Source organism: Streptomyces noursei ATCC 11455, assembly GCF_001704275.1.
GTDB lineage: Bacteria > Actinomycetota > Actinomycetes > Streptomycetales > Streptomycetaceae > Streptomyces > Streptomyces noursei.
This window is the reverse complement of the sequence record NZ_CP011533.1, coordinates 9,220,016-9,240,978: the sequence shown is the minus strand read 5'-3', so window position 1 is coordinate 9,240,978 and position 20,963 is coordinate 9,220,016. Positions and strand designations below refer to the sequence as shown.

Here is a 20,963-nt window from a genome sequence, read left to right as displayed (position 1 = left end):
CTACAATCGGAGCGAACGGTACAGCTGCTCCGGGCAGACGACGGGAGGGTGACGGGCGGTCCTGCGGCACGTACCGCAAGGGAAGTGATTCGGATGGGGCTCGTGGGAATCGACCTCGGCCCCGCGCGCGCCCGTGACCGGTTCCTTCGGGGCGAGTCGGTCGACGAGGCCGTACGAAGTCCGATCTTGAATTCCTGGGAGCGCTCCCTCGCCCTGGGACTCTCCCCGGCCGGATGCGCACTCCCCTACCGCTCCGACCTCGATCTGGAGGGCCGGCTCGTCCGCGCGGCCGAGCCGGTACTGGACCGGCTGCAGGAGCTGTTCACGGACCGGGACATGAACGTGTCCCTCGCCGACGGCCGCGGGGCCGTGCTGCAACGCCGCTTCGGCAAGCCGTCCCAGGTCCGACGGCTGGCCGCGATCCAGAGCGTCCCGGGCTATGTGTTCGCCGAGGAGTTCGGCGGGACCAACGGCATCGGTCTGGCGCTCGCGGAACGGCAGCTGATCAACGTCTACGGTGCAGAGCACTTCGCCGAACGCTCCCAGGCCAACGCCTGCTCCGCGATCCCGGTCCGGGACCCGCTCAGCGGTCGCATCGAAGGCGTGCTGTGCCTGGGCTATCCGCTCACCGACGTGGACGCGGCGCTGGCCACCGTGATCCGCAAGGCGGCCGGCGCGATCGAACGACGCCTGCTGGAGCAGAGCTCGACGCGGGAGCGCACCCTGCTCCGGGCATACCTCGACGCCCGGCACCGCACACCGACCGGCGACGGCCAGCCGGGCGAGTTCACCGAGGGCGTGCTGGACCGGCGGGACCAGATGATCCTCCAGGAGAAGGCCGCTGATCTGATCGCCCTGGCCCAGCGGGCGGCCATGGAAGTGCCCCTCCCCGGCGGGCGACGGGTGACCTTGCTCAGCCGACCGGTCACCAGCGCTTCCGGGGTCGAGGGCATCGCCATCGAAGCCGTCCTCGCCGCGCCGCACCAGCCCGTCGCCGTCCCCGCCGTGACCGGGCCCCCGCCCGAGACCTCACCCGGCCCCCCGGCGCAACAAAGCCCCGAGCCCGCGCTCCCGCGGCTGTGGCCCGTTCCCGGCACCGCGGCCCGGAAGGCGGCCACGACGACCCACCCGCCCGGGACCGCCGAAGCCGCCTCCGCGCACACGGCGAGCGGGCTGGTGCTGGTCGGCGAGCCGGGAGTCGGGAAGTACGCGGTGGCGGCCCGACGCCGCCTGGAACTGCTCTCCGAGGCCAGCACCCGCATCGGCACCACCCTGGACGTGACCCGCACCGCCCACGAACTCGCCGAGATGGCCGTCCCCCACCTGGCCGACTTCGTCACCATCGAACTTCCCGAAGCGGTGCTGCGCGGCGACGAGCCGACCGACCCGCGCACCGGCCTCCACCGCGTCGTGCTCCACGGCTACCGCGAGGACTGCCCCTTCTACCCGGCCGGTGAGCCGATCAGCCTTCGGAGCACGACTCCCCAACTCCGCTGCCTGGCCAGCGGGCGGTCGGTACTGGAACCCGAGCTGAGGACCGCCACGGGCTGGATCGCCCAGGATCCCGGGCATGCCCAACGCCTCCTCGACCACAACGTCCACTCCCTGATCGCCGTTCCGCTCATCGCCCGCGGCATCGCCCTGGGCGTGGCGAGCTTCTACCGCTCGCGGGACCCCGCGCCCTTCGGCGACGACGACCGTTCGCTGGCCCAGGAACTCGCCACCCGCGCCGCCATCTGCATCGACAACGCCCGCCGCTACACCCGCGAACACAACATGGTGCTGGCGCTCCAGCACAGTCTGCTGCCGCACAGCTTCCCCGAGCAGAACGCCGTCGAGGTCGCCCATCGCTATCTGCCCGCCGAGTCCGGGGTCGGCGGAGACTGGTACGACGTCATCCCCCTCTCCAGCAGCCGCGTCGCCCTCGTCGTCGGGGACGTCGTCGGCCACGGGCTGCACGCCGCCGCCACCATGGGCCGACTGCGCACGGCGGCGCGGAACTTCGCCGAACTGGAGCTGGCCCCGGACGAGGTCCTCACCTGTCTCGACAACCTCGTGGCGCGCCTCGACCGGGACGAGGGCGGCGAGGATGCCGACGGGATGACCCGCATCATCGGCGCGACCTGCCTGTACGCCGTCTACGACCCCACCTCCCAGCAGTGCTGCATGGCCCGGGCCGGCCATCCGCCCCCCGCGCTGGTCCACCCCGACGGCGCCGTCGCCTTCCCCGACCTGCCCGCCGGACCGCCGCTGGGCCTGGGCGGCCTCCCCTTCGAGACCGTCGAATTCCACCTCCCCGAAGGCAGTCAGCTCGTCCTGTACACCGACGGGCTGGTCGAGGACCGCCGCCGCGACCTCGACACCGCCTTCGACCAACTGCGCCGGGCGCTGTCCCACCCGAACCGCCCGCCCGAGGAAACCTGCGCGGAAGTCCTGCGGACGGTGGTGCCCCGCCGGCCCACCGACGACATAGCCCTCCTGGTGGCCCGTACCCACGCGTTGGACGCGCACCGGATCGCCACCTGGACACCGACCCCCGACCCGGCGCTGGTCTCCGGTCTCCGCGCCGCCGTGACGCGTCAACTGGCCGCATGGGGACTGGACGAGGTGTCCTTCGCCGCCGAACTGGTGCTCAGCGAGCTGGTCACCAACGCCATCCGCTACGGCACCGCCCCGATCCAGGTACGCCTGCTCTACGACCGCGCCCTGACCTGCGAGGTGTCCGACGCCAGCAGCACCGCCCCGCATCTGCGCCATGCGGCGACCACCGACGAGGGCGGGCGCGGTCTGTTCCTCGTCGCACAGCTCGCCCAGGCATGGGGCACCCGCTACACCGCCACCGGCAAGGTCATCTGGGCCGAGTGCGCCCTGCAGTTGGCCGGCGGCAGGCCCGACACCGTCGCGGCGTACTTCGACGACGTTCCCGCCCTCTGAGCGACCGCCGGGTGGACGGGCCGCGCGGGTGGACGGGGCGCACGGGTGGGCCTGGGCCAATCGGGACACCGCGCAACGGCCCCTCCGGCATGGAAGCCGAAGGGAGGACAACGGGAGCCGTAGCATGCGCCAATGCGGTGCCGGATGCCGGCAGTGCACCGAGCGGCCGATCCCCGGAGAAGTCCGTGCCCGACACTCCCGACCACAGCCCTCCCGCGCCCCGCGGCCCAGAGCCGCTGATCCGGATCCGCGGCCTGAGCAAGCGGTTCGGCGGCACCCTCGCGCTGGACGCCGTCGACCTCGACATCCACTCCGGCAGCGTCCTCGCCCTGCTCGGTCCCAACGGCGCGGGAAAGTCCACCCTCATCAAGATCCTCGCCGGCGTCCACCGCGCGGACCGCGGCGAGGTGACCGTGGCCGGCCATCCGCTCGGCACCGAAGCGGCCACCCGCGCCATGTCCTTCATCCACCAGGACCTCGGACTGGTCGAGTGGATGACGGTCGCCGAGAACATCGCCCTGGGCGCCGGGTACGCCCGCCGCGCCGGCCTGCTGTCCTGGCGGCGGACCCGTGAGCGCTGCACCGAGGCGCTGGGCATCATCGCCGCCCACCTCGACCCGCGCACCCCCCTCGCCGACCTCCCGCGGGCCGAGCGTTCCCTGGTGGCCATCGCCCGGGCACTGTCCACCCGGGCCGGCGTCATCGTCCTCGACGAGCCGACGGCCAGCCTCCCGGCAGCGGACTGCGCCCGGCTCTTCGACGTACTGCACATGCTGCGCGACCAGGGCCACGCCCTCGTCTACGTCACCCACCGGCTCGACGAGGTGTACAAGGTCGCCGATGCCTTCGCCGTCCTGCGCGACGGCCGCCTGGTCCGCCACGGCCCGCTCGCCGGCCACAGTCCGGCACGGCTGGTGCACGACATCGTGGGCCACGAACCCGGCGGCCACCGCCTCGCCCCCGCCACCGGCCGCACCGTCCTGAGCCTGGACCGCGTACGGACCGTCGACACCGCACCGGTCAGCCTGGAGCTGCACGCCGGGGAGATCCTCGGCATGGTGGGACTCACCGGCGCCGGGCACCTGGAGTTGGGCCGCGCCCTAGCCGGCGCCGGACGCCTCCTCGGCGGACGGGCCCTGCTCGACGGACGTCCCTACCGACCGGGGTCGGTCGCGGCCGCGGTCGGCTCCGGCGTCGGATTCGTCAGCAGCAACCGTCAGGAAGAGGGCTGCGCCGCCGAGTTGACCGTGCGGGAGAACCTCTTCGCCAACCCACGGGCGAGGGGCCTGCCGGCCCTCCACTGGACCGGACCCCGGCGCGAGCGGGCCGAGGCCGGCGTCCTGATGGCCCGGTTCGCGGTGTACCCCCGGGACAGCGAAGCGCCGATCTCCACCCTGTCCGGGGGGAACCAGCAGAAGGTCATGGTCGGCCGATGGCTCGGGACGCACCGCGGACTGCTGATCCTCGAAGAGCCGACCGCCGGGGTGGACGTCGGCGCCAAAACGGCGGTCTACCGCCTGCTCCGGGACGCGTTGGCCGGCGGCCTCGCCGTCCTGCTGCTTTCCACCGACTTCGAGGAGGTCACCGACGTGTGCCATCGGGCCCTGGTGTTCGTCCGTGGGGCGGTGACGGCGGAGCTGACCGGTGATGCCCTCACCGTCAGCGCCCTGACCCGGGCTTCCTCCGCCATGCCCGCGCTCACCGGGACCACGGGCCCGTGACCCGCTCCCCCCGTCGCCCGCCGGGCCGCCGGGCCGGGCATCTCCTCGGCGTCTACGGCCTCCTGGCCCTGGCCGCCCTGTTGTTCCTGGCCTTCTCCCTCGCCCTGCCCGAGACCTATCCCACCTTGGACAACATCTCCGCGGTCCTGTCCAACCAGTCGATCCCGGCCGTCCTCGCGCTCGGCGCGACGATCCCCATCGCCACCGCCAAGTTCGACCTGTCCATCGGCTACGGTCTGGGCCTCGCGCACGTGATGGCCATGCAGCTCATCGCCGTCGACGCCTGGCCCTGGCCGCTCGCCTGCCTCGTGGTGGTGCTCGGTGGTGCGGTCGTCGGCGCCTTCAACGGCATGGTCGTCGAATTCGCGCGGATCGACTCCTTCATCGCCACCCTCGGCACCGGCAGCATCCTCTACGCCGTCACCGGCTGGGTCACCGACGGGGCCCGGATCGTCCCCCGCCCGCACGGCCTGCCGACCGCCTTCACCGACCTGTACGACTCCAGATTCCTCGGCCTGCCGGTGTCCGCCTGCTACGTCCTGCTCCTCACCGCCCTGGTGTGGCTGCTGCTGGAACGGCTGCCGCTCGGCCGGTACCTCTACGTCATCGGCTCCAACCCCCGCGCCGCCGAACTGGTCGGCATCCCCATCCGGCGCTACGTCGTCCTCGCCTTCGTCGGATCGGGCCTGGTCGTCGGCATCGCCGGTGTCCTGCTCGCCGCACAGCAGCGGGTCGGCAATCCCAGCGTCGGACTGGACTATCTGCTGCCCGCCTTCGTCGGTGCGCTGCTCGGCTCCACCACGATCAGGCCCGGCCGGGCCAACGCGGTGGGCACTCTGGTCGCCGTCGTGGTCCTCGCCATCGGGCTCGCCGGCATCGGTCAGTTGGGCGCCCGCTTCTGGGCCGTCCCGCTGTTCAACGGCGCCACCCTGCTCGTCGCCGTCGGCATGGCCGGCTACACCGCGCGCCGGCAGGTGCGGCAACGCCCGAAGGAACCTCCACGGGCACTCCCCGACCCGCCGAAGGTCACCTCGTGACCCCCGCCGGTCACCAGCTGCTCACGCCCGCGCGAGGAGTCCGCGGGCCCGCGCCGCGCCGGCCCGCCCTGGGCAGTGCCGTCGCCGTGTCGATGGCGGCCGCCGTGCTCACCGGCAGTCTCGTCCTCGTCGGCTGCGAGCGCGGCGCGTCGGTCGGCGGTGGAGCCGTCGCGCCGAGCCCGGCGCGACCCGGCTGTCCCGCCACCCAGGCCCGCGCCGCGGCGGCCGTCGCGCAGGCCGAGAGGACCGCTCCCGCGACGCCCGGTCCCGCCGGCGGCCCCCGGGCGGCCGCCGGCAAGGACGTCGTCTACGTCGCGCAGACCATGACCAACCCCGGCGTCGCGGGCGCCGCCAAGGGGGTGCAGGAGGCCGCTCGGGCCATCGGCTGGAACCTCCGGGTGATCGACGGCCAGGGCACCCCCACGGGGATCCAGGCCGCCTTCGACCAGGCCGTCGGCCTCCGGCCCGACGGCATCGTCATCGGCGGCTTCGACCCGGACCTGACGTCGGCTCAGGTCGCCAAGGCCGCCGCGAACCACATCCCGCTCGTCGGCTGGCATGCGGTCGGCTCCCCCGGTCCGAGCCGGCGTCCCGCGCTCTTCACCAACGTCACCACCAGGGTCGAGGATGTCGCGAAGGCCAGTGCGGACTGGGTCATCGCGCACTCCCACGGTCACGCCGGGGTGGTCGTGTTCACCGATGCCTCGATCCCGTTCGCCGAGACCAAGTCCACCCTGATCGCGAAGGAACTCGCCACCTGCGCCGGCGTGCGGGTGCTGACGGAGGAGAACATCCCGATCCCGGACAGCAGCAGCCGGACCCCGCTGGAGGTCGCCTCGCTCCTCTCGCGTTTCCCGGATGCCTGGACCCACTCGGTGGCCATCAACGACGTGTACTTCTCCGACTCCGCCCCGGCCCTGCGCGCCGCGCGGAGAAAGGGCGGCGGGGCCCCCTTCAACATCGGTGCGGGCGACGGCGATCCGTCCGCGTTCCAGCGCATCAACAGCCGGCAGTTCCAGGCGGCCACCGTGCCCGAGCCGTTCGCCCAGCAGGGCTGGCAGATCCTCGACGAGCTCAACCGTGCCTTCGCCGGCGCGCCGGCCAGCGGATACGTCGCCCCCGTGCACATCGCCACGGCCGCCAACAGCCAGGGGGCGACGACCTGGGACCCGCCCGGGTATCGCGCGGCGTACCGGAGGATCTGGGGCAGGTGAGGGGCGTTGCCCGTGCCGCTCGCGGGGTTCGCGGAGCGGCACGGGCGACGGTGTCCCGATTCAGTTGCCGGAGTCGTCGGCGTCGCCGTTGGCGTCCGCCGAGGCGACGGCGTGCTGGGCGTCGTCGACCTTCTTCCGCATCTGCGGGAGCTGGTCCTGCGGGGTGGCCGTGCCGCCGGCGGCCGGGGCCGCGCCGCCCGACGCCGACGACGGGGAACAGGCCGCCGTGGCGAACAGGGGCACCGCGAGAGCCACGGTCAGCAGGGCGGCGGGCAGGCCGCGGCGGCGGTTCACGAGGCCGCGGCCGACGTGCCGTTGTGGTGGGTGCCGCACCAGGTGGCGACCGCCTTGAGGTCGGTCTGCTTCTGCTTCAGCAGCGGCAGCAGCGTCTTGCGGGTGGTGAGGCGGTCACCGAGGAACGTGGCGATGGCCTGGTGGTCGGCCTTCTTCGCGTTGGCGATGCGCTGCTCCAGGTACGTGATCGAGCCACGGGTGCCGGCGCCGGCCTCCATGCGCGTGATCCGCTTCTCGATCCGCTTCTCCAGCTTCGGCACCCGACGGCACAGTGCCTTGGCGCCATCGCCCTTCGGGCCCTTGGCGTGGGCGGTGGCGGTGGCTGCCGGCGCCGTGCTCCCCGCGGCGTACGAGGGGGCACCGGCCGCCACCGATCCCGCCAGGGCCAGGGCGGCCAAGGCCGCGGTCATCGTCGTCCTGCGTCCGCGCATGTCTCTCTCCGATCGCTGTGTTCTGCGAAGGCCCGCTGCGCCGAGGGCGCGTGGTGGGCCGGGTGCGAGCGAAGGTAGGAGCCGACCTTGTGGTTTCTTTGTGACCGGGTCAGCTGCCGTACGAGGTGTCGGTGGCGGGCCCTTCGTCGCGCACACCGCTGCCGTCCTCGGCGATCAGGGCTCCGCACAGGGCGAGGGCCAGGGAGAGCAGGGTCACGGCGAGTATGGCGACCACCGTGTCGGCCGTGCGGGCGACCGGTGGCCGGCCTCGGACCTCCTCGCGGCAGCGCGCGGTCGCGGTCTCCGTGGTCAGCACGGTCATACGTCCTCCTCGTCGCGTGAACGCCGCCGTTCCGCACAAGGAGCACCTTAGGGACGGTTTTTGTGGATTTCCTGTCGACGGTGGTGAGTGTCCGCCAGCCAGTCCCGGTGCGGTACCGCGGCACCGTCCAGGCCCGGGCGGGTGAGAGGGAAGGCGACCTTGAGGCGGGCTCCTGGACCACCGGGAGGCGTCCGCACCTCCAGGTGCGCGTGGTGCAGCTCGGCCTGCTGGGCGACCAGCGTGAGCCCGAGGCCGGATCCGGGGCTCTCGGCGCGTCGATGGAACCGTTCGAAGATCGTCTGCCGCTGCTCCGGCGGCACCCCGGGCCCCTGGTCGTCCACGGTGAGCACGGCCGCCGGGGCGCCCCCGTCGTCGGATGCCCGCAGGGCCACCGCGATGCGGGCCCGGCCGTCGGCGGACCGGCCGTGTGCCAGGGCGTTGGCCAGGAGGTTGTCCACCAGCGACCGCAGCCCCGGCTGCCAGCCGTGCACCACCAGCCCCGTGGTGCACTCCGCCTGCACGTCCGCGTCGGGATGCGCGCGACGGAAGTCGGCCACGGCGGCGTCCGTGAGCTCGGCAAGATCGACGGGTGCGAACGCGTCCGCCTCGACCAGGTCCCCCTGGGCCAGCGCCCGCAACATCACCAGCAGCCCCAGCAGGCGGGCGTGGCCGCGCCGCAGGTCCTCCACCGTTTCCGCCCGGTCCTGGGCGTCGAGGTCCTGGAAGGCGTCGAGGATGTCCAGGCTGGTCTGCATGCTCGTCAGCGGCGTGCGCAGTTCGTGGGAGGCCGCGGCGGAGAAGGAGCGGGCCGTCGCCAGCGCCTCGGCGGTCCGGGCGGCCTGTTCGTCGTAGCGGGCCAGAACGGTCTGCACGGTGTGCGCGAGGTCGTCGACCTCGGTGATCCGGGTCGGGCGGTGTTCCAATCGGACGTCGCTGGTACGGGGATCGAGACCGCTGGTGCGCCGCTGGAGCCGCCGCAGCGGCCGGGCGGCGCCGGCGGCCAGCGCCCAGGCCAGGCCCGCGGACGCCGGGGCGGCGAGCAGCGCGACGGTGACCACCCGGCCGCGCACGAGCTGGATCTGGGCCTGGTTGACCGAGTCGGGGGAGAACAGCCACAGCGTTCCCCGCACGCCCGGCTCCTTGCCGTTGATCCGCTGGGCCAGCACGCGCCAGGTTTTGCCCCGCGCATGGACGCTGACCGGCTTGCCGGGCGTCGTCGGCAGCCGTACGGACGGATCCGGCTGCGGGCCGTCCTGTACGGTGCGGTCCGGCCCCTGCAACCGGATGCCGACGTCCAGGGCCGCGCTGTACAGCTTCCGTTGGCGGGCCTGTTCGGCCCGCGGGCGGTCCTGGGAGGCGGCGCGCAGCAGCCCCCGGGCAACCGCCGCCACGTCGTGGGCGCGCTCGCTGAGCCGCTGGTCGGCCTGCGCGTGCAGGTCCCTGCTCACCAGGCCCACGAGCAGCCACCCCGAGGCCACCACCAGCAGCGGTACGACGGCGCCCACCACGAGCGCGATGCGGGTGGACAGCCTCACGGAGTGTCCACCGCCGCGTCCGGCTGCTGGTCGCGCAGGACGAAGCCCACACCGCGCACCGTGTGGATGATCCTGGGCCGCCCTTCCGCCTCCAGCTTGCGCCGCAGATAGCTCACGAACGTGTCCACGGCGTCACTGCGCACGTCGAAGTCGTACCCCCACACCCGCTCCAGCAGCTGGTCGCGGCTGAGGACCAGCCCCGCGTTGCGGGCCAGCACCTCCAGCAGTGCGAACTCCCGCCGGGTCAGCTCCCGCTGTCGACCGTCGAGACGGACGGTCCGCGCCGCCGTGTCCAGCACCAGTCCGCCGACCCGCACCGTGTCGGTGGCGGCGGGCGGTCGCCGGCGCAGCAGCGCGTGCAGGCGCAGTACCAGCTCGTCGAGGGCGAACGGCTTGACGAGGTAGTCGTCCCCTCCCGCCTGCAGGCCGGCCACCCGGTCGGCGACCTCGTCCAACGCGGACAGCATCAGCACCGGTATGTCATTGCCCTCCGTCCTCAGGCGCCGGCACACCGCGATGCCGTCGAGGTCGGGCATCGAGATGTCCAGCACCATGGCGTCGGGTGCCTGGGCCGCCGCCCGCTCCAGCGCGGCGCGGCCGCCGTCCGCCAGATCGACGGTGAAGCCGTTCAGCCGCAGGCCGCGCCCCAGCGAACGCCGGATCGCGGCATCGTCGTCCACCACCAACACCCGTCCGGCACCGGCCCCGATACCCATTCCGCCTCCGCTCACCGCCCATATCGACGCCCGCCATCATGCGCCACCGCCTGACGCGGGCCCTCACGGGGTCGGGAGCGCCCACGGGCTACCCGAGCGACCGCTGAGACGTCCTGGTGCGGCCGGCTGAGCGCGGCGGCGGCCTACGGTCCCGTCTGTTCGGGCGCGCGGTGGAGTCGCAAGGAGCGGGCGTCGCCTGGCGTGGTGCGGCCGATGCCAGGTTCCGGGCGTTGCCGATCGCCGGAGCAAGGACCGTGGTCCGGGGCATGCGGTGCGCCGCTGCCCTCGGTGAGGAGCGCGGGGGAAGCCTTCCAGCGCGCGGCCAGAACGCTGATCAGGACGAGCCCGACGGCCAGGGGAAGTTCGCAGCAGACGGCCATGGCCACCGCGGTGAGATGGTCGCTGCCCTTGGCGGCGGTGGTGACGTCGAACCAGGCGTCCAGCGCGAAGAGCATCGCGGTCGCCGAGGCGACGGGACCCGCCGCGGTGCGCCGGTACCAGGTCAGTGCGCCGGTGAGGAGCAGGCCGACCACTTCCATGGCGTCCAGCCCGACCCAGGCGGTGTCCCAGTGACGAACCCTGGCGTGGCTCTTCAGGGTCAGTCCGAGGATGACCATCCAGCCGATCAGGGCCAGTGCCACACTGAGCAGGCCCCACACCACCAGTCGTCGGGTGCCCGCACGCGAGACTCGCCCACCGCCTGCCTGCCCCGATATGTCCCGCGGGCTCGACGGCCGGGTCCGTGCCGGTGCCGCCGTCCTCATGAGACGGAAGAGAACGCGCACGATGCCTCCTTTGGTGTGCAACGGACGGCCTGCCCATCCCTGCGACGCGATGCCCGGTGAGAGTAGCCAGCCACTTTGTGGATGCTCTGTGGAGCTGCCGACCTTACTGGCAGCCGGCCCATGCCGACCGCCGGATGACGCGGTACCGGACATTCCGCAGTCGTCCCTGCTCGGGACGGCACGCCGGCCAGGCGCCGGCGGTGCGCAGGACACCATGCGCCGCGCGGCCACGGCCGTGCCCCAGCCGCTCAGCCGGGGGGGGTGGCGAATCCCGACTCATAGGTGGCGATCACCGCCTGGGTGCGGTCGCGGGCCCCCAACTCGGCCGGTCCCAGGCTCACATGGGTCTTGTTGGTTTCCGTGCCAGTGTGTCCGGCCCACGGGACCGCTGTCCGCCGAGTTCCTCCCCTGCGGACGGCGCAGGGGCATCACTTGTGGTCGCGGAGGAAGGCTGGGATCTCGTCGCGGGACGGATAGTTCGGCAACGGTGCCCGCTGGTCTTGAAGGAACGCGGTGATGACGGCGGCGGCCCGGTCGTTGTTGTCGTCCAGACCGTTCCAGATGTGGTGCCCGACTCCGGGCATGAACTGCGTGCGTCGGACGGCGGGGTCGTTGGCGAGGACCGCGGTCTCCCACTGACGGACCTGGGAGGAGCACTCGGCGATCATCAGCATCGCGGGGGTCCGGGAACGCCGCAGCTGCGGGGCGAGGGAAGGAGCGTCCTTCACCGTCTGCTGGATGCGGAGGCTGGCGGCGGGGCTGAAGGAGAAGTTCCGTGCGGTGTCCTCGGTCGGGATGCGGTGCGCATCGCGCGCGCAGTAGGCGGATGCGGTGTCGCTGCCGAGATCGGCGGCGGTGAACGCGTTGTCGCCCTCGGCCTGTCCGACCAGTCCGGTGTCCGGGGTGAGGAGCCCGAGTCGCATCAGGCCGAATGCGACGGCGTACCGGGGGATGCGTGTCGACCGCGGGCCGGTCACGGTGGGCGCGAGCCCGCGGGCGGATGGTTGGCCCCGGTGCCCGGTGATCTGCGCGGTGGGGCCGTCCATCGGGCCGGGTTCGGCTATGACCGCCCGGTGCAGGCGTGCGGCGACGTGCGGATCGGCCAGGGCTCGTGTGAGTACGACCCCGCCCGCGGAGAAACCGAGGATGTCGACCCTCCCCTTGCCCAGGCGGTCGACGAAGGCGCCGAGGTCGCGGACCGACCTGGAGATCGAGTACTGCCCCATGGGAAGCAGGTCGCTCCGTCCAGCGCCGGCCGGTTCGTAGGCGTAGACGTCGTAGCCCTGACGCGCCAGGAGTTGCAGGAACCGGTGGTCGAGCAGGGAGATGCCGCGGACCGGTCCGCCGTTGAGGTAGACGAGCGGGACGGGATGCCGGACGCCTGGTTGCGCCGGCGGGTAGTGGTACACGGCGACCTGGCTGCCTGTGGGCAGACGCCAGTGCCCGGTGGCCACGAAAGGCAGGGCGGGCGGGTACCGCCGGGCAGTGGGCACGGTCGGGATGCAGACCGACGCCGTCAACGCTGCCGCGACAACCACCGGCAGGAACGGCAGGAGGCGCGACGCCCGGCGGCGGCGCCGCCCCCGCCACAGTGCGGCGAGGCTCCCGACCCCAACGGCCGTCAACCATGCGGCGCTCCCCGAGCCCGCCCCGTCCGTGACGACGATCGAAGCGAGGAAGACGACGACCAGCGCGGCGACGGCGGCCAGTGCCAGCAGCAAGCGCCCGGCGAGACGGGCGGGACGTATGACGGACGTGGGCATGACGGACGGACCCCCCAGGGTTTCGTAACGCCGTTTCAAAACGACGTTACCAAAGAGGGTAGGCTTCTCGACATGGGTAGGCCGAGAACGAACGACGAGACCGTCAAAGAGCGACTCGTGGAGCGCGCAACCGAGATGCTCGCCACCCACCCGCAGGAGTCGGTCACCGTCCGCGCCGTCGCCACGGCCGCCGATGCCTCGACGACGGCGGTGTACTCCCTGTTCGGCGGGAAGAAAGGACTGATCGCGGCGGTACGCGACAGGGCCGTCGCCGGCCTGTTCCAGGCCCTGACGGCCGCACCCACCTCCGAGGATCCCCTCGCCGACCTCTACGCACTGGCCGCCGCGTACCGCCGATGGGGACGCGAACACCGTCACCTGTACTCGGTGCTGTTCGGCGGCGTGCAATCCTTCGAGCCGTCAGGAGCGGTCGGAACCCGTGACCCCGTCCGACCACTCATCGCCGCGATCGACCGCGCCGTGGCCGCGTCCGTCCTCGACGGCGAAGCGACAGCGATCGCGGTCTCCCTCTGGGTGACACTGCACGGGCTCGTGACACTCGAACTCACCGGGGCCCTCGACGCCTCCACGGCACAGGCCGCGTTCCCTTCGACGATCCACGCCACACTGCGCGGCTGGACGACCCCCGCGGCGTTCCGCAGCCTTCGTCACGACGAAGCCGCGCCCTGACAGGGAGCGCGACCAAGTCCGTTCAGGCACACGGCGGCCACCGTCTCGTCCGCCACCTCGAAGAGACGATGCGGATAGCTGACGGAGAGGTGATGGGCGGCAGCGGAGCACAGTTCGGGGTCGGTGGCCACCGACCTGCAGCAGCCGCCCCGCCCGCCACAAGGCTCACCCTCGCCGCCACCTACCGGCCGTTCCCGCCCCGGGCGCGGCGCCAGGCGGATTCCGCGAGCAGGCGCAGGCCGTTGAGGCCGACGATGACGGTGGAGCCTTCGTGACCCGCGACGCCGAGGGGCAGCGGCAGGGTGCCGGCCAGGTCCCAGACGACCAGGCCGGTGATGAAGGTCGCGGCGATGGCCAGGTTCTGCACCACCAGACGGCGGGCGCGGCGGGAGAGTTGGACGACGGTGGGGATGGTGGCCAGTTCGTCGCGGACCACGACGGCGTCGGCGGTCTCCAGGGCGAGGTCGGAGCCGGCGCGACCCATGGCGATGCCGGTGTGGGCAGCGGCCAGTGCGGGAGCGTCGTTGACCCCGTCGCCGACCACGAGCACCTTGTGTCCGGCCTGTTCCAACTCCCTGACGGCTGCGACCTTGTCCTGCGGCAGGAGCCCCGCGCGGACGTCGGTGATGCCGACCTCCCGTGCCAGGCGGGTGGCGGCCCGCGGGTTGTCGCCGGTGACCAGCGCCGGCGCACGGCCGGTGAGGGTGGTGAGGGAGGCGACGGTGGCGGCGGCCTCCTCGCGCAGCCGGTCGGCGATGCCGAGCACCCCGACCGGGGTGTCCTCGACCTCGACCAGGACGGCCGTGTGCCCCTCGTCCTCCAGCTGGGCAACCACCGTTGCGGCCGCCTGGTCGGTTCGGGTCTTCAGCAGGCGGGCCGGACTGCCGACCGCGACGGCCTTGCCCTCGACGGTGGCGGTGACTCCGCTGCCGGGGGCGGAGGTGAAGTCCTCAGCCGGGGGGATGTCCAGGTCGCGGGTGCGGGCGGCGTCCACGACGGCGCGGGCCAGCGGGTGTTCGCTGGGGTGCTCGGCCGCTGCCGCCAGCCGTAGCAGCCCCATCTCGTCCAGGCCGGCGCCGGCCAGCGGGCGGATGTCGGTCACCCGCGGGGTGCCCTCGGTCAGGGTGCCGGTCTTGTCCAGTGCGACCGCGTCGATCTGGCCGAGCTGTTCCATCACGACCGCCGACTTGACCAGCACGCCGTGGCGTCCGGCATTGGCGATGGCCGAGAGCAACGGCGGCATGGTCGCGAGCACCACCGCGCACGGCGAGGCGACGATCATGAAGGTCATCGCCCGCAGCAGGGTGGGCTGCAGGGCGGCGCCGAACAGGAGCGGCAGGACGAACAGCGCGATCGTGGCGGCGACCATGCCGATCGAGTACCGCTGCTCGACCTTCTCGATGAACAGCTGGGTCGGTGCCTTGGTCTCGGAGGCTTCCTCGACCATGGCCACGATGCGGGCGATCACCGAGTCGGAGGGGTCGCGCTCGACCTTCACCTGCAGCGCGCCGGTGCCGTTCAGGGTGCCGGCGAACACCTCGTCCCCGGTCTCCTTCACCACCGGCAAAGGCTCACCGGTGATGGTCGCCTGATCGACCTCGCTCGCGCCGTCCAGCACCTGCCCGTCGGCGCCGACCCGCTCTCCGGGCCGCACCAGGACGATGTCGCCCACGCGCAGCTGCTCGGTACGCACCGCCTCCTCGGCCCCGTCGTCGCCCAGGCGGGTCGCGGTCGCGGGCGCGAGGTCGAGCAGGCCGCGGACGGAGTCCGCGGTGCGGGCGGTGGCGATCGCCTCCAGGGCGCCGGAGGTGGCAAAGATGACGATCAGCAGCGCACCGTCCAGTACTTGCCCGATCGCCGCCGCGCCCAGTGCCGCGACGACCATGAGCAGGTCCACGTCCAGGGTCTTCTCCTTGAGCGCCCGAAGGCCCGCCCAGCCGGGCTCCCAGCCGCCGGTGGCGTAGGTCAGGGCGAACAGCGGCCCCCAGGTCCACGCCGGTGCCGCCAGCAGATACAGCGGCAGACCGACCAGGAAGAGCACCAGCGCCGCGGCCGCCCAGCGGGCCTCGGGCAGCGCGAAGATCCGGGTGCGGCGCCTGGGCGCCGCCGTGCCGCGCACGCTCGTCTCCCCGGCGGAGGCTGAGCGAGTGAGGGTGGCAGACAGGGAAGGCATCGAAGCGAGGTCCTTACGGAGGTGGGCGGGCGGCATCCAGCCCCACCACCGTACAGGAATGCATGAACATGGTTTCATGTATTCATGTGGGTCGGTCGGAGGCGACCGCCCCATGCCGCACCACGACGGTCACGCCCGCGAGCCCACGCGCGACGAGGCCCTCCTCGCGGTCGCCGGGCGACAGATCACAGACACCCGCAGCGAGCTACCGACGCGTACCGGAAAGTCCGTGCCCCCTCTCCCCCTTGATGGGCGTTCGAGGCTCGCCGCAACCCGCCGCATATCGATGTTCTGCGATCGGCGACATACCCAACTGGACTCCATGTCCGGAAAGTTGCTCGCCCTCGACTCGCACGACGTCCCAGCCGCCCTGAGCAGCGACCGCCCGACCGCCGGCGGCATCCACTCCAACTCTCCGCGCAGGTCGACGCCGCCGCGGCCGGCCGCCGATTCGGGAGAGGCCCACCGCATGAGGCTTGGGCCCGTCGAGCGTATGGTTGACATAAGTGAAGTTCCCCTGAGGGAACGGACACCCGGCTGAGTGCCTGGATATCTGGTGAAGGCTCATCGCACCTCAACCGCACATGCGGCTCGAGGGTCCCGGAGAGCGGCGTCCGGGCGAGATCGCCACGTCGACGCCGAGGGCAGAGGTGCGACCTCCTACCGAGGCAAGGTCGCGTGCCAATGTCTTTCCGACTCGTCGTCCCCGTGGGTTCCCACCACGTGGGACGACTGGCAGCCAGGGCCGTTCGGCGTTCCGGCGTACTCCCGGCTCATCGGAGATGGTGTCGTGCGTAGATGTGGACTGTCGGTCACGTCCCTGTGCGGCCTGCCCGGTCCGGGCACAGGGCCCTTGGCAGATGGTCGATGGCGGGCTCGTTGGCGGGCCGACGGCGCTGGTGTCCCGGATGAGGGTCAGCGCCTTCCTGGTCACGACGGAGCCGCCGGCGTCCGGTCGACTGCTTCGGATCCCCACGGCGCCGGCGCTTCCCGACAGCTTCGCGCTGCTTGCGACGGCGAGGGTGCCATGGCGCGGGGCGTGATGGCGGTATGCCTGGGTGTTGGCGGCGTCGACCATCGGCGCCGTCCACTGCCTGTTGTCCGGGGCCGCCCACCACCCGTACGTCGGGCGTGACAGCCCTGGTGCACATGGGACGACCGGCGATGCGCCGCGCAGCGGCGTCAACGACGCGCGGCACATGCCCACCAGGCGGTGGCGCCGCGCGGCAGGGTGACCGGGCTCGTGTACACCGCGGTCACGGGGACACCCTTCGCCTTCGCGCTCTGGTGCCAGGGCACCGGCCGAGTCACCTCGTTGCCGGTGTCTGTCCTGGGGGTTCACCAGGCCATGCGCCGCGACCGTCCTCCGCGGGGTGTCGACGCCCCCGCGACCGATCGGCGCCGTGCCTGTCGTGGTGGCCCTCGTGTTCGCCGGGCCCAAGCAGCAATCGCCCCGGGCGGTGGCCGGAGAGCCGGCATCGGTCCCGTCCCCACAGTTCTCGGCCGGCAGAGGAAGACCGTGAAGACCGCACCGCATCGCGTACCGATCGACCACACCGCCACGGGTTGCCTGCCCGGTCTGTTGAAGCAGCAGGTCGAGGCGCAGCCCGATGCCATCGCGGTGGTCTGCGGCGATCGGTGCCTGACGTACCGCGAGCTGGCGGACTCGGCCCGTCGGTTGGCGGTGTTTCTCGGTCAACTCGGCGCGGGTGCGGAGGCGAGTGTCGGGGTGTTCGTCGAGCCGTCCCTGGAGCTGATGGTCGGTGTGTGGGGCATTCTGTTCGCCGGCGCCGCATATCTGCCGCTGTCGCCGGAGTACCCGGAAGAGCGGCTGCGCTACATGATCGACGACAGTCGGACGCGCATCATCGTGACGCAGGGCCACCTGGCGGCCCAGCTGGCCGAACTGGCCCCGGCAGGCACCCGGATCGTCACCCCGGCCGACGTTCGGAGCTGCTGCACCACGCTCGCCCCGCTGCCGGTGCGGTCGGACGCGCTGGCGTACGTCATCTACACCTCAGGCAGCACCGGCAGGCCGAAGGGCGTGATGATCGAGCACCGCAGCATCGCTTCCCAGATGCGGTCGATGCACGTCTACGGGTATCTGGGCCAGGACAACACCGTGTTGCAGAAGACGCCGATGAGTTTCGACGCGGCGCAGTGGGAGATCCTCGCCCCGGCTGTCGGCGGCCGAGTGGTGATGGGTGCACAAGGCATCTATCGGGACCCGCGGGCTCTGGTCGCCGCGGTCGTCAGGCACCAGGTGACCACCTTGCAGTGCGTGCCCACACTGCTGCAAGCACTGTTGGACACCGAGGAGTTCGGCCGCTGCACCTCGCTGCGGCGGGTGTTCTCCGGGGGCGAGGCGCTGTCGTGGCGACTCGCCCATGCCCTGGCCGACGAGCTTCCGTGGGTTTCGCTGGTCAATCTGTACGGACCGACGGAGGCCACCATCAACGCCACCGCCTATCCGATAGACCGGGACACGGACGGTGACGGCACGGGCAGCGTGCCGATCGGGGCGCCGGTCGGCGACACCCAGTGCTTCATCCTCGACGCCAACCTGGCGCCGGTGGGCATCGAGGAGACCGGCGAGCTGTACATCGGCGGCACCCAACTGGCGCGCGGATACCTCAACCAACCCCAACAGACCCAAGAGCGCTTCATCATCTCGCCGTTCGCCTCCACCGAGCGTCTGTACCGCACGGGTGATCTCGCGTACTGGTGCCCGGACGGCACGATCCAGTTCGCCGGCCGGGTCGACAACCAGGTCAAAGTGCGTGGCTGCCGCGTCGAGCTCGACGAGGTCGCGCTCGCCATCGAGGAACACACCTGGGTCCGGCGCGCGGCGGTGGTCGTCACCGACAACCACCGCACCGGCTCGGCGAGCCTGGTTGCCTGTGTGGAGCTGAATCCCAAGGAAGCGGCGCTGATGGACCAGGGGAACCACGGTGCCCACCACCAGTCCAAGGCCAGTCGGCTTCAGGTCAGGGCGCAGCTTTCCAACCCTGGCCTGCGCCGCCGTGAGCAGCTCGCCGGCAGGACCGTGCTGGAGTTGCCCGGCAGACAGGAGACGTCACGGCAGCGCAGAGAGGTCTTCGCCCGCAAGACCTACCGCTTCTACGACGGCGCCCCGGTCACCCGGTCCGCGCTGCTGGCCCTGCTCGCCGAGCGCGTGGTCCGCGGCCGGTCCCGAGGAGTGGACGAGCTGACCTTCGCGGAACTGGGCGCGCTGCTGCGCTGGTTCGGTGCCTTCCACAGCGACCAGCGGCTGCTGCCGAAGTACGCCTACGCCTCGCCGGGAGCCTTGTACGCCACACAGCTGTATCTGGAAACCGGCGGCGGAGCAGCGGGACTTGAGGCAGGCACGTACTACTACCACCCCGTCGAGCACGCCCTGGTGCGGATCGGTCCCCCTTCCCATGGGTCGGAGGGCCTTCTGCTGGTCCACTTCCTCGGCTGCAGGCGGGCCATCGAGCCGGTGTACAGGAACAACATCCAGGAGGTGCTGGAGATAGAGGCCGGACACATGGTCGGGCTCTTCGAGCAGGTGCTGCCGGAGTACGGCCTGGCCATCGAGCCGATGGCCCTCGACGCGTCCGTCAAGGCCCTCCTGGACGTCTCCGACGAGGACTACTGCCTGGGCACGTTCGCCATCCGACCCGCCGGCGGGGAACCGTGGTCCGACTCCACCGATCTCTATGTCCAACCCCATCCGGGACGTGTCGAGGACCTGCCTGCGGGCCAATACCACTACATCGACGGCGAGTTGGAGCGGATATCGGATGAACTGGTGCTGCCGAAGCATGTCATCGCCATCAACCAGCAGGTCTATCGGCGAGCGAGCTTCGGCATCACGGCCGTCAGCCGCGCCGACCAGCCGTGGCTGGAGTACGTCGTGTTGGGCAGGAAGCTCCACCACCTGCAACGCAACGGTCTGCGTCTGGGCCTGATGTCCTCGGGGTACAGCTCGAAGACGGGCCATCCGCTGCCCACCGCCCAGCGCATCGACGACATCCTGTCCTCCTGCGGCATACCTGTCGGCGCCTCGTACTTCTTCCTCGGCGGCGCGGTCAGCGACGAGCAGCTCCGCAGCGAGGACATGCGCGAGGACACCGTCCACATGAAGGGACCGGCCGAGATCGTCAAGGACGATCTGATCCGCACCCTGCCCGACTACATGGTCCCCGACCGGGTCCTGGTGCTCGACCGGTTGCCGCTGACGGCCAACGGCAAGGTCGACGTCAAGGCGCTCACCGCCTGCGGCCAGGTGCGGTCGGCGGATCGCACCTCCCCGTACGTCGCCCCCGTCACCCGGCATGAGAAGTGGCTCGCCGAGGCGTGGGGCAGGGCCCTGAAGTACGACAACGTCTCGATCGAGGACGACTTCTTCGCCTGCGGCGGCGACTCGCTCACCGCCGTCGAGCTGGTCCTGACGATCAACCGTCGGTTCGGCACCCGACTCCCGCTGCAGGTCGTCTTCGAGCACCCGAGGCTGGCCGACCTCGCCGCCCGTATCGCCAACTGCACCGCTCGTCCGTCCTCCCGGCTGGTGACACTGCACGGCGAGGGCGTCGGCCGGCCCGTCTTCTGCTGGCCCGGACTGGGCGGCTACCCGATGAACCTACGCCTGCTCGCGCGGCAGGTGGGCATGGACCGCGCCGTTCACGGAATCCAGGCACACGGCGTCAACGCCGGTGAGGAGCCCTACCCGACCATCCGGGAGATGGCCGCTGCCGACCTCGCCGAGATCCGACGCGTGCAGGACGTCGGCCCGTACACCCTGTGGGGCTACTCGTTCGGCGCCCGGGTCGCCTTCGAGGCCGCATGGCAGCTGGAGCAGTCCGGCCAACTGGTGGACAACCTGCTGCTGCTCTGCCCCGGCAACCCGAAGGTGCACTACACCAACACCCACCGCTACGGGCGTCAGGCGTCGTACGCCAACCCGGCGTACCTGACGATCCTGTTCTCGGTCTTCGCCGGGTCCGTCGCCGGGCCCCAGCTCGACCGGTGTCTGGCGTCGGCCTCCGACGAGGACAGCTTCGTCGCCTTCATCCACCAGCTGCTCCCCGCCCTGGACGAGCAGTTGATCCGCCGGATCACCCGCATCGTCGCGCGCACCTACGAGTTCCAGTACGACGGCCACGAACTGGCCGAACGACAGCTCCACGCACCGGTCACCGTCTTCAACGCCACCGGTGACGACGGCTCGTTCATCGAATTCTGGTCCGGCTATCGCGCCGCGCCTCCGACGGTGGTCAATCTCGACGCTGATCACTACAGCGCGCTGAGAGACGTCGGCGTCGCCGAACTCGCCGCCGCCATCCACGTCAGTCTGCGCGCGTGAA

Annotated in this window: 14 protein-coding genes and 1 pseudogene; 6 read left to right on the top strand and 9 right to left on the bottom strand. The window is 71.8% G+C overall.

Annotated elements, in window-relative coordinates; translation table 11 throughout:
- Positions 1–93 precede the first annotated feature (93 nt).
- The 4 genes from SNOUR_RS39700 to SNOUR_RS39685 all read left to right on the top strand — a co-directional run bounded on the left by SNOUR_RS39700 (position 94) and on the right by SNOUR_RS39685 (position 6,906).
- Entirely contained in the window at positions 94–2,934 is a 2,841-nt protein-coding gene (locus tag SNOUR_RS39700) for a SpoIIE family protein phosphatase (protein ID WP_067357029.1), read from the top strand.
- Between the two features lie 185 nt (positions 2,935–3,119).
- Positions 3,120–4,655, top strand: coding sequence for a sugar ABC transporter ATP-binding protein (locus tag SNOUR_RS39695; RefSeq protein WP_067357026.1), 1,536 nt, complete (start codon positions 3,120–3,122; stop codon positions 4,653–4,655).
- A complete protein-coding gene (locus tag SNOUR_RS39690; RefSeq protein WP_067357023.1) occupies positions 4,652–5,692 on the top strand; it encodes an ABC transporter permease in 1,041 nt (346 codons plus the stop codon). The genes SNOUR_RS39695 and SNOUR_RS39690 overlap by 4 nt, the downstream gene beginning before the upstream one ends.
- Before the next feature lie 92 nt (positions 5,693–5,784).
- Complete coding sequence (locus tag SNOUR_RS39685; RefSeq protein ID WP_067359167.1) at positions 5,785–6,906, top strand: substrate-binding domain-containing protein; 1,122 nt, start codon at positions 5,785–5,787, stop codon at positions 6,904–6,906.
- A 60-nt stretch (positions 6,907–6,966) separates the two neighbouring features.
- Here the strand turns inward: SNOUR_RS39685 and SNOUR_RS39680 are convergent, their stop codons facing one another.
- The 8 genes and pseudogenes from SNOUR_RS39680 to SNOUR_RS39650 form a co-directional block, all read right to left on the bottom strand.
- A complete protein-coding gene (locus tag SNOUR_RS39680) occupies positions 6,967–7,200 on the bottom strand; it encodes a hypothetical protein (RefSeq protein ID WP_067357020.1) in 234 nt (77 codons plus the stop codon).
- Complete coding sequence (locus tag SNOUR_RS39675; RefSeq protein WP_079143201.1) at positions 7,197–7,631, bottom strand: hypothetical protein; 435 nt, start codon at positions 7,629–7,631, stop codon at positions 7,197–7,199. Before SNOUR_RS39675 ends, SNOUR_RS39680 begins: the two co-directional genes overlap by 4 nt.
- Before the next feature lie 109 nt (positions 7,632–7,740).
- A complete protein-coding gene (locus SNOUR_RS39670) occupies positions 7,741–7,953 on the bottom strand; it encodes a hypothetical protein (protein ID WP_067357016.1) in 213 nt (70 codons plus the stop codon).
- 47 nt (positions 7,954–8,000) lie between these two features.
- A complete protein-coding gene (locus SNOUR_RS39665) occupies positions 8,001–9,488 on the bottom strand; it encodes a sensor histidine kinase (protein ID WP_067357013.1) in 1,488 nt (495 codons plus the stop codon).
- Complete coding sequence (locus SNOUR_RS39660) at positions 9,485–10,204, bottom strand: response regulator transcription factor (protein WP_067357011.1); 720 nt, start codon at positions 10,202–10,204, stop codon at positions 9,485–9,487. Before SNOUR_RS39660 ends, SNOUR_RS39665 begins: the two co-directional genes overlap by 4 nt.
- Positions 10,205–10,347: 143 nt before the next feature.
- Positions 10,348–10,989: a hypothetical protein gene (locus SNOUR_RS39655; protein WP_159426028.1), complete on the bottom strand. Its 642-nt coding sequence runs from the start codon at positions 10,987–10,989 to the stop codon at positions 10,348–10,350.
- Between the two features lie 248 nt (positions 10,990–11,237).
- Positions 11,238–11,354 (bottom strand): annotated as a pseudogene (locus tag SNOUR_RS44945) (DNA-binding response regulator); the annotation flags it as partial.
- A gap of 63 nt (positions 11,355–11,417) precedes the next feature.
- Positions 11,418–12,752, bottom strand: coding sequence for an alpha/beta fold hydrolase (locus SNOUR_RS39650; protein ID WP_067357007.1), 1,335 nt, complete (start codon positions 12,750–12,752; stop codon positions 11,418–11,420).
- A 72-nt stretch (positions 12,753–12,824) separates the two neighbouring features.
- On the opposite strand from SNOUR_RS39650, the gene SNOUR_RS39645 reads away from it, so the two are divergent.
- Positions 12,825–13,442, top strand: coding sequence for a TetR/AcrR family transcriptional regulator (locus tag SNOUR_RS39645; RefSeq protein WP_067357004.1), 618 nt, complete (start codon positions 12,825–12,827; stop codon positions 13,440–13,442).
- 181 nt (positions 13,443–13,623) lie between these two features.
- On the opposite strand, the gene SNOUR_RS39640 is transcribed toward SNOUR_RS39645, so the two are convergent.
- On the bottom strand, positions 13,624–15,615 hold the full coding sequence (locus SNOUR_RS39640) for a heavy metal translocating P-type ATPase (RefSeq protein ID WP_079143200.1): 1,992 nt from the start codon (positions 15,613–15,615) through the stop codon (positions 13,624–13,626).
- A 1,519-nt stretch (positions 15,616–17,134) separates the two neighbouring features.
- On the opposite strand from SNOUR_RS39640, the gene SNOUR_RS39630 reads away from it, so the two are divergent.
- A complete protein-coding gene (locus tag SNOUR_RS39630; RefSeq protein WP_067357000.1) occupies positions 17,135–20,962 on the top strand; it encodes a non-ribosomal peptide synthetase family protein in 3,828 nt (1,275 codons plus the stop codon).
- Position 20,963: the final 1 nt, after the last annotated feature.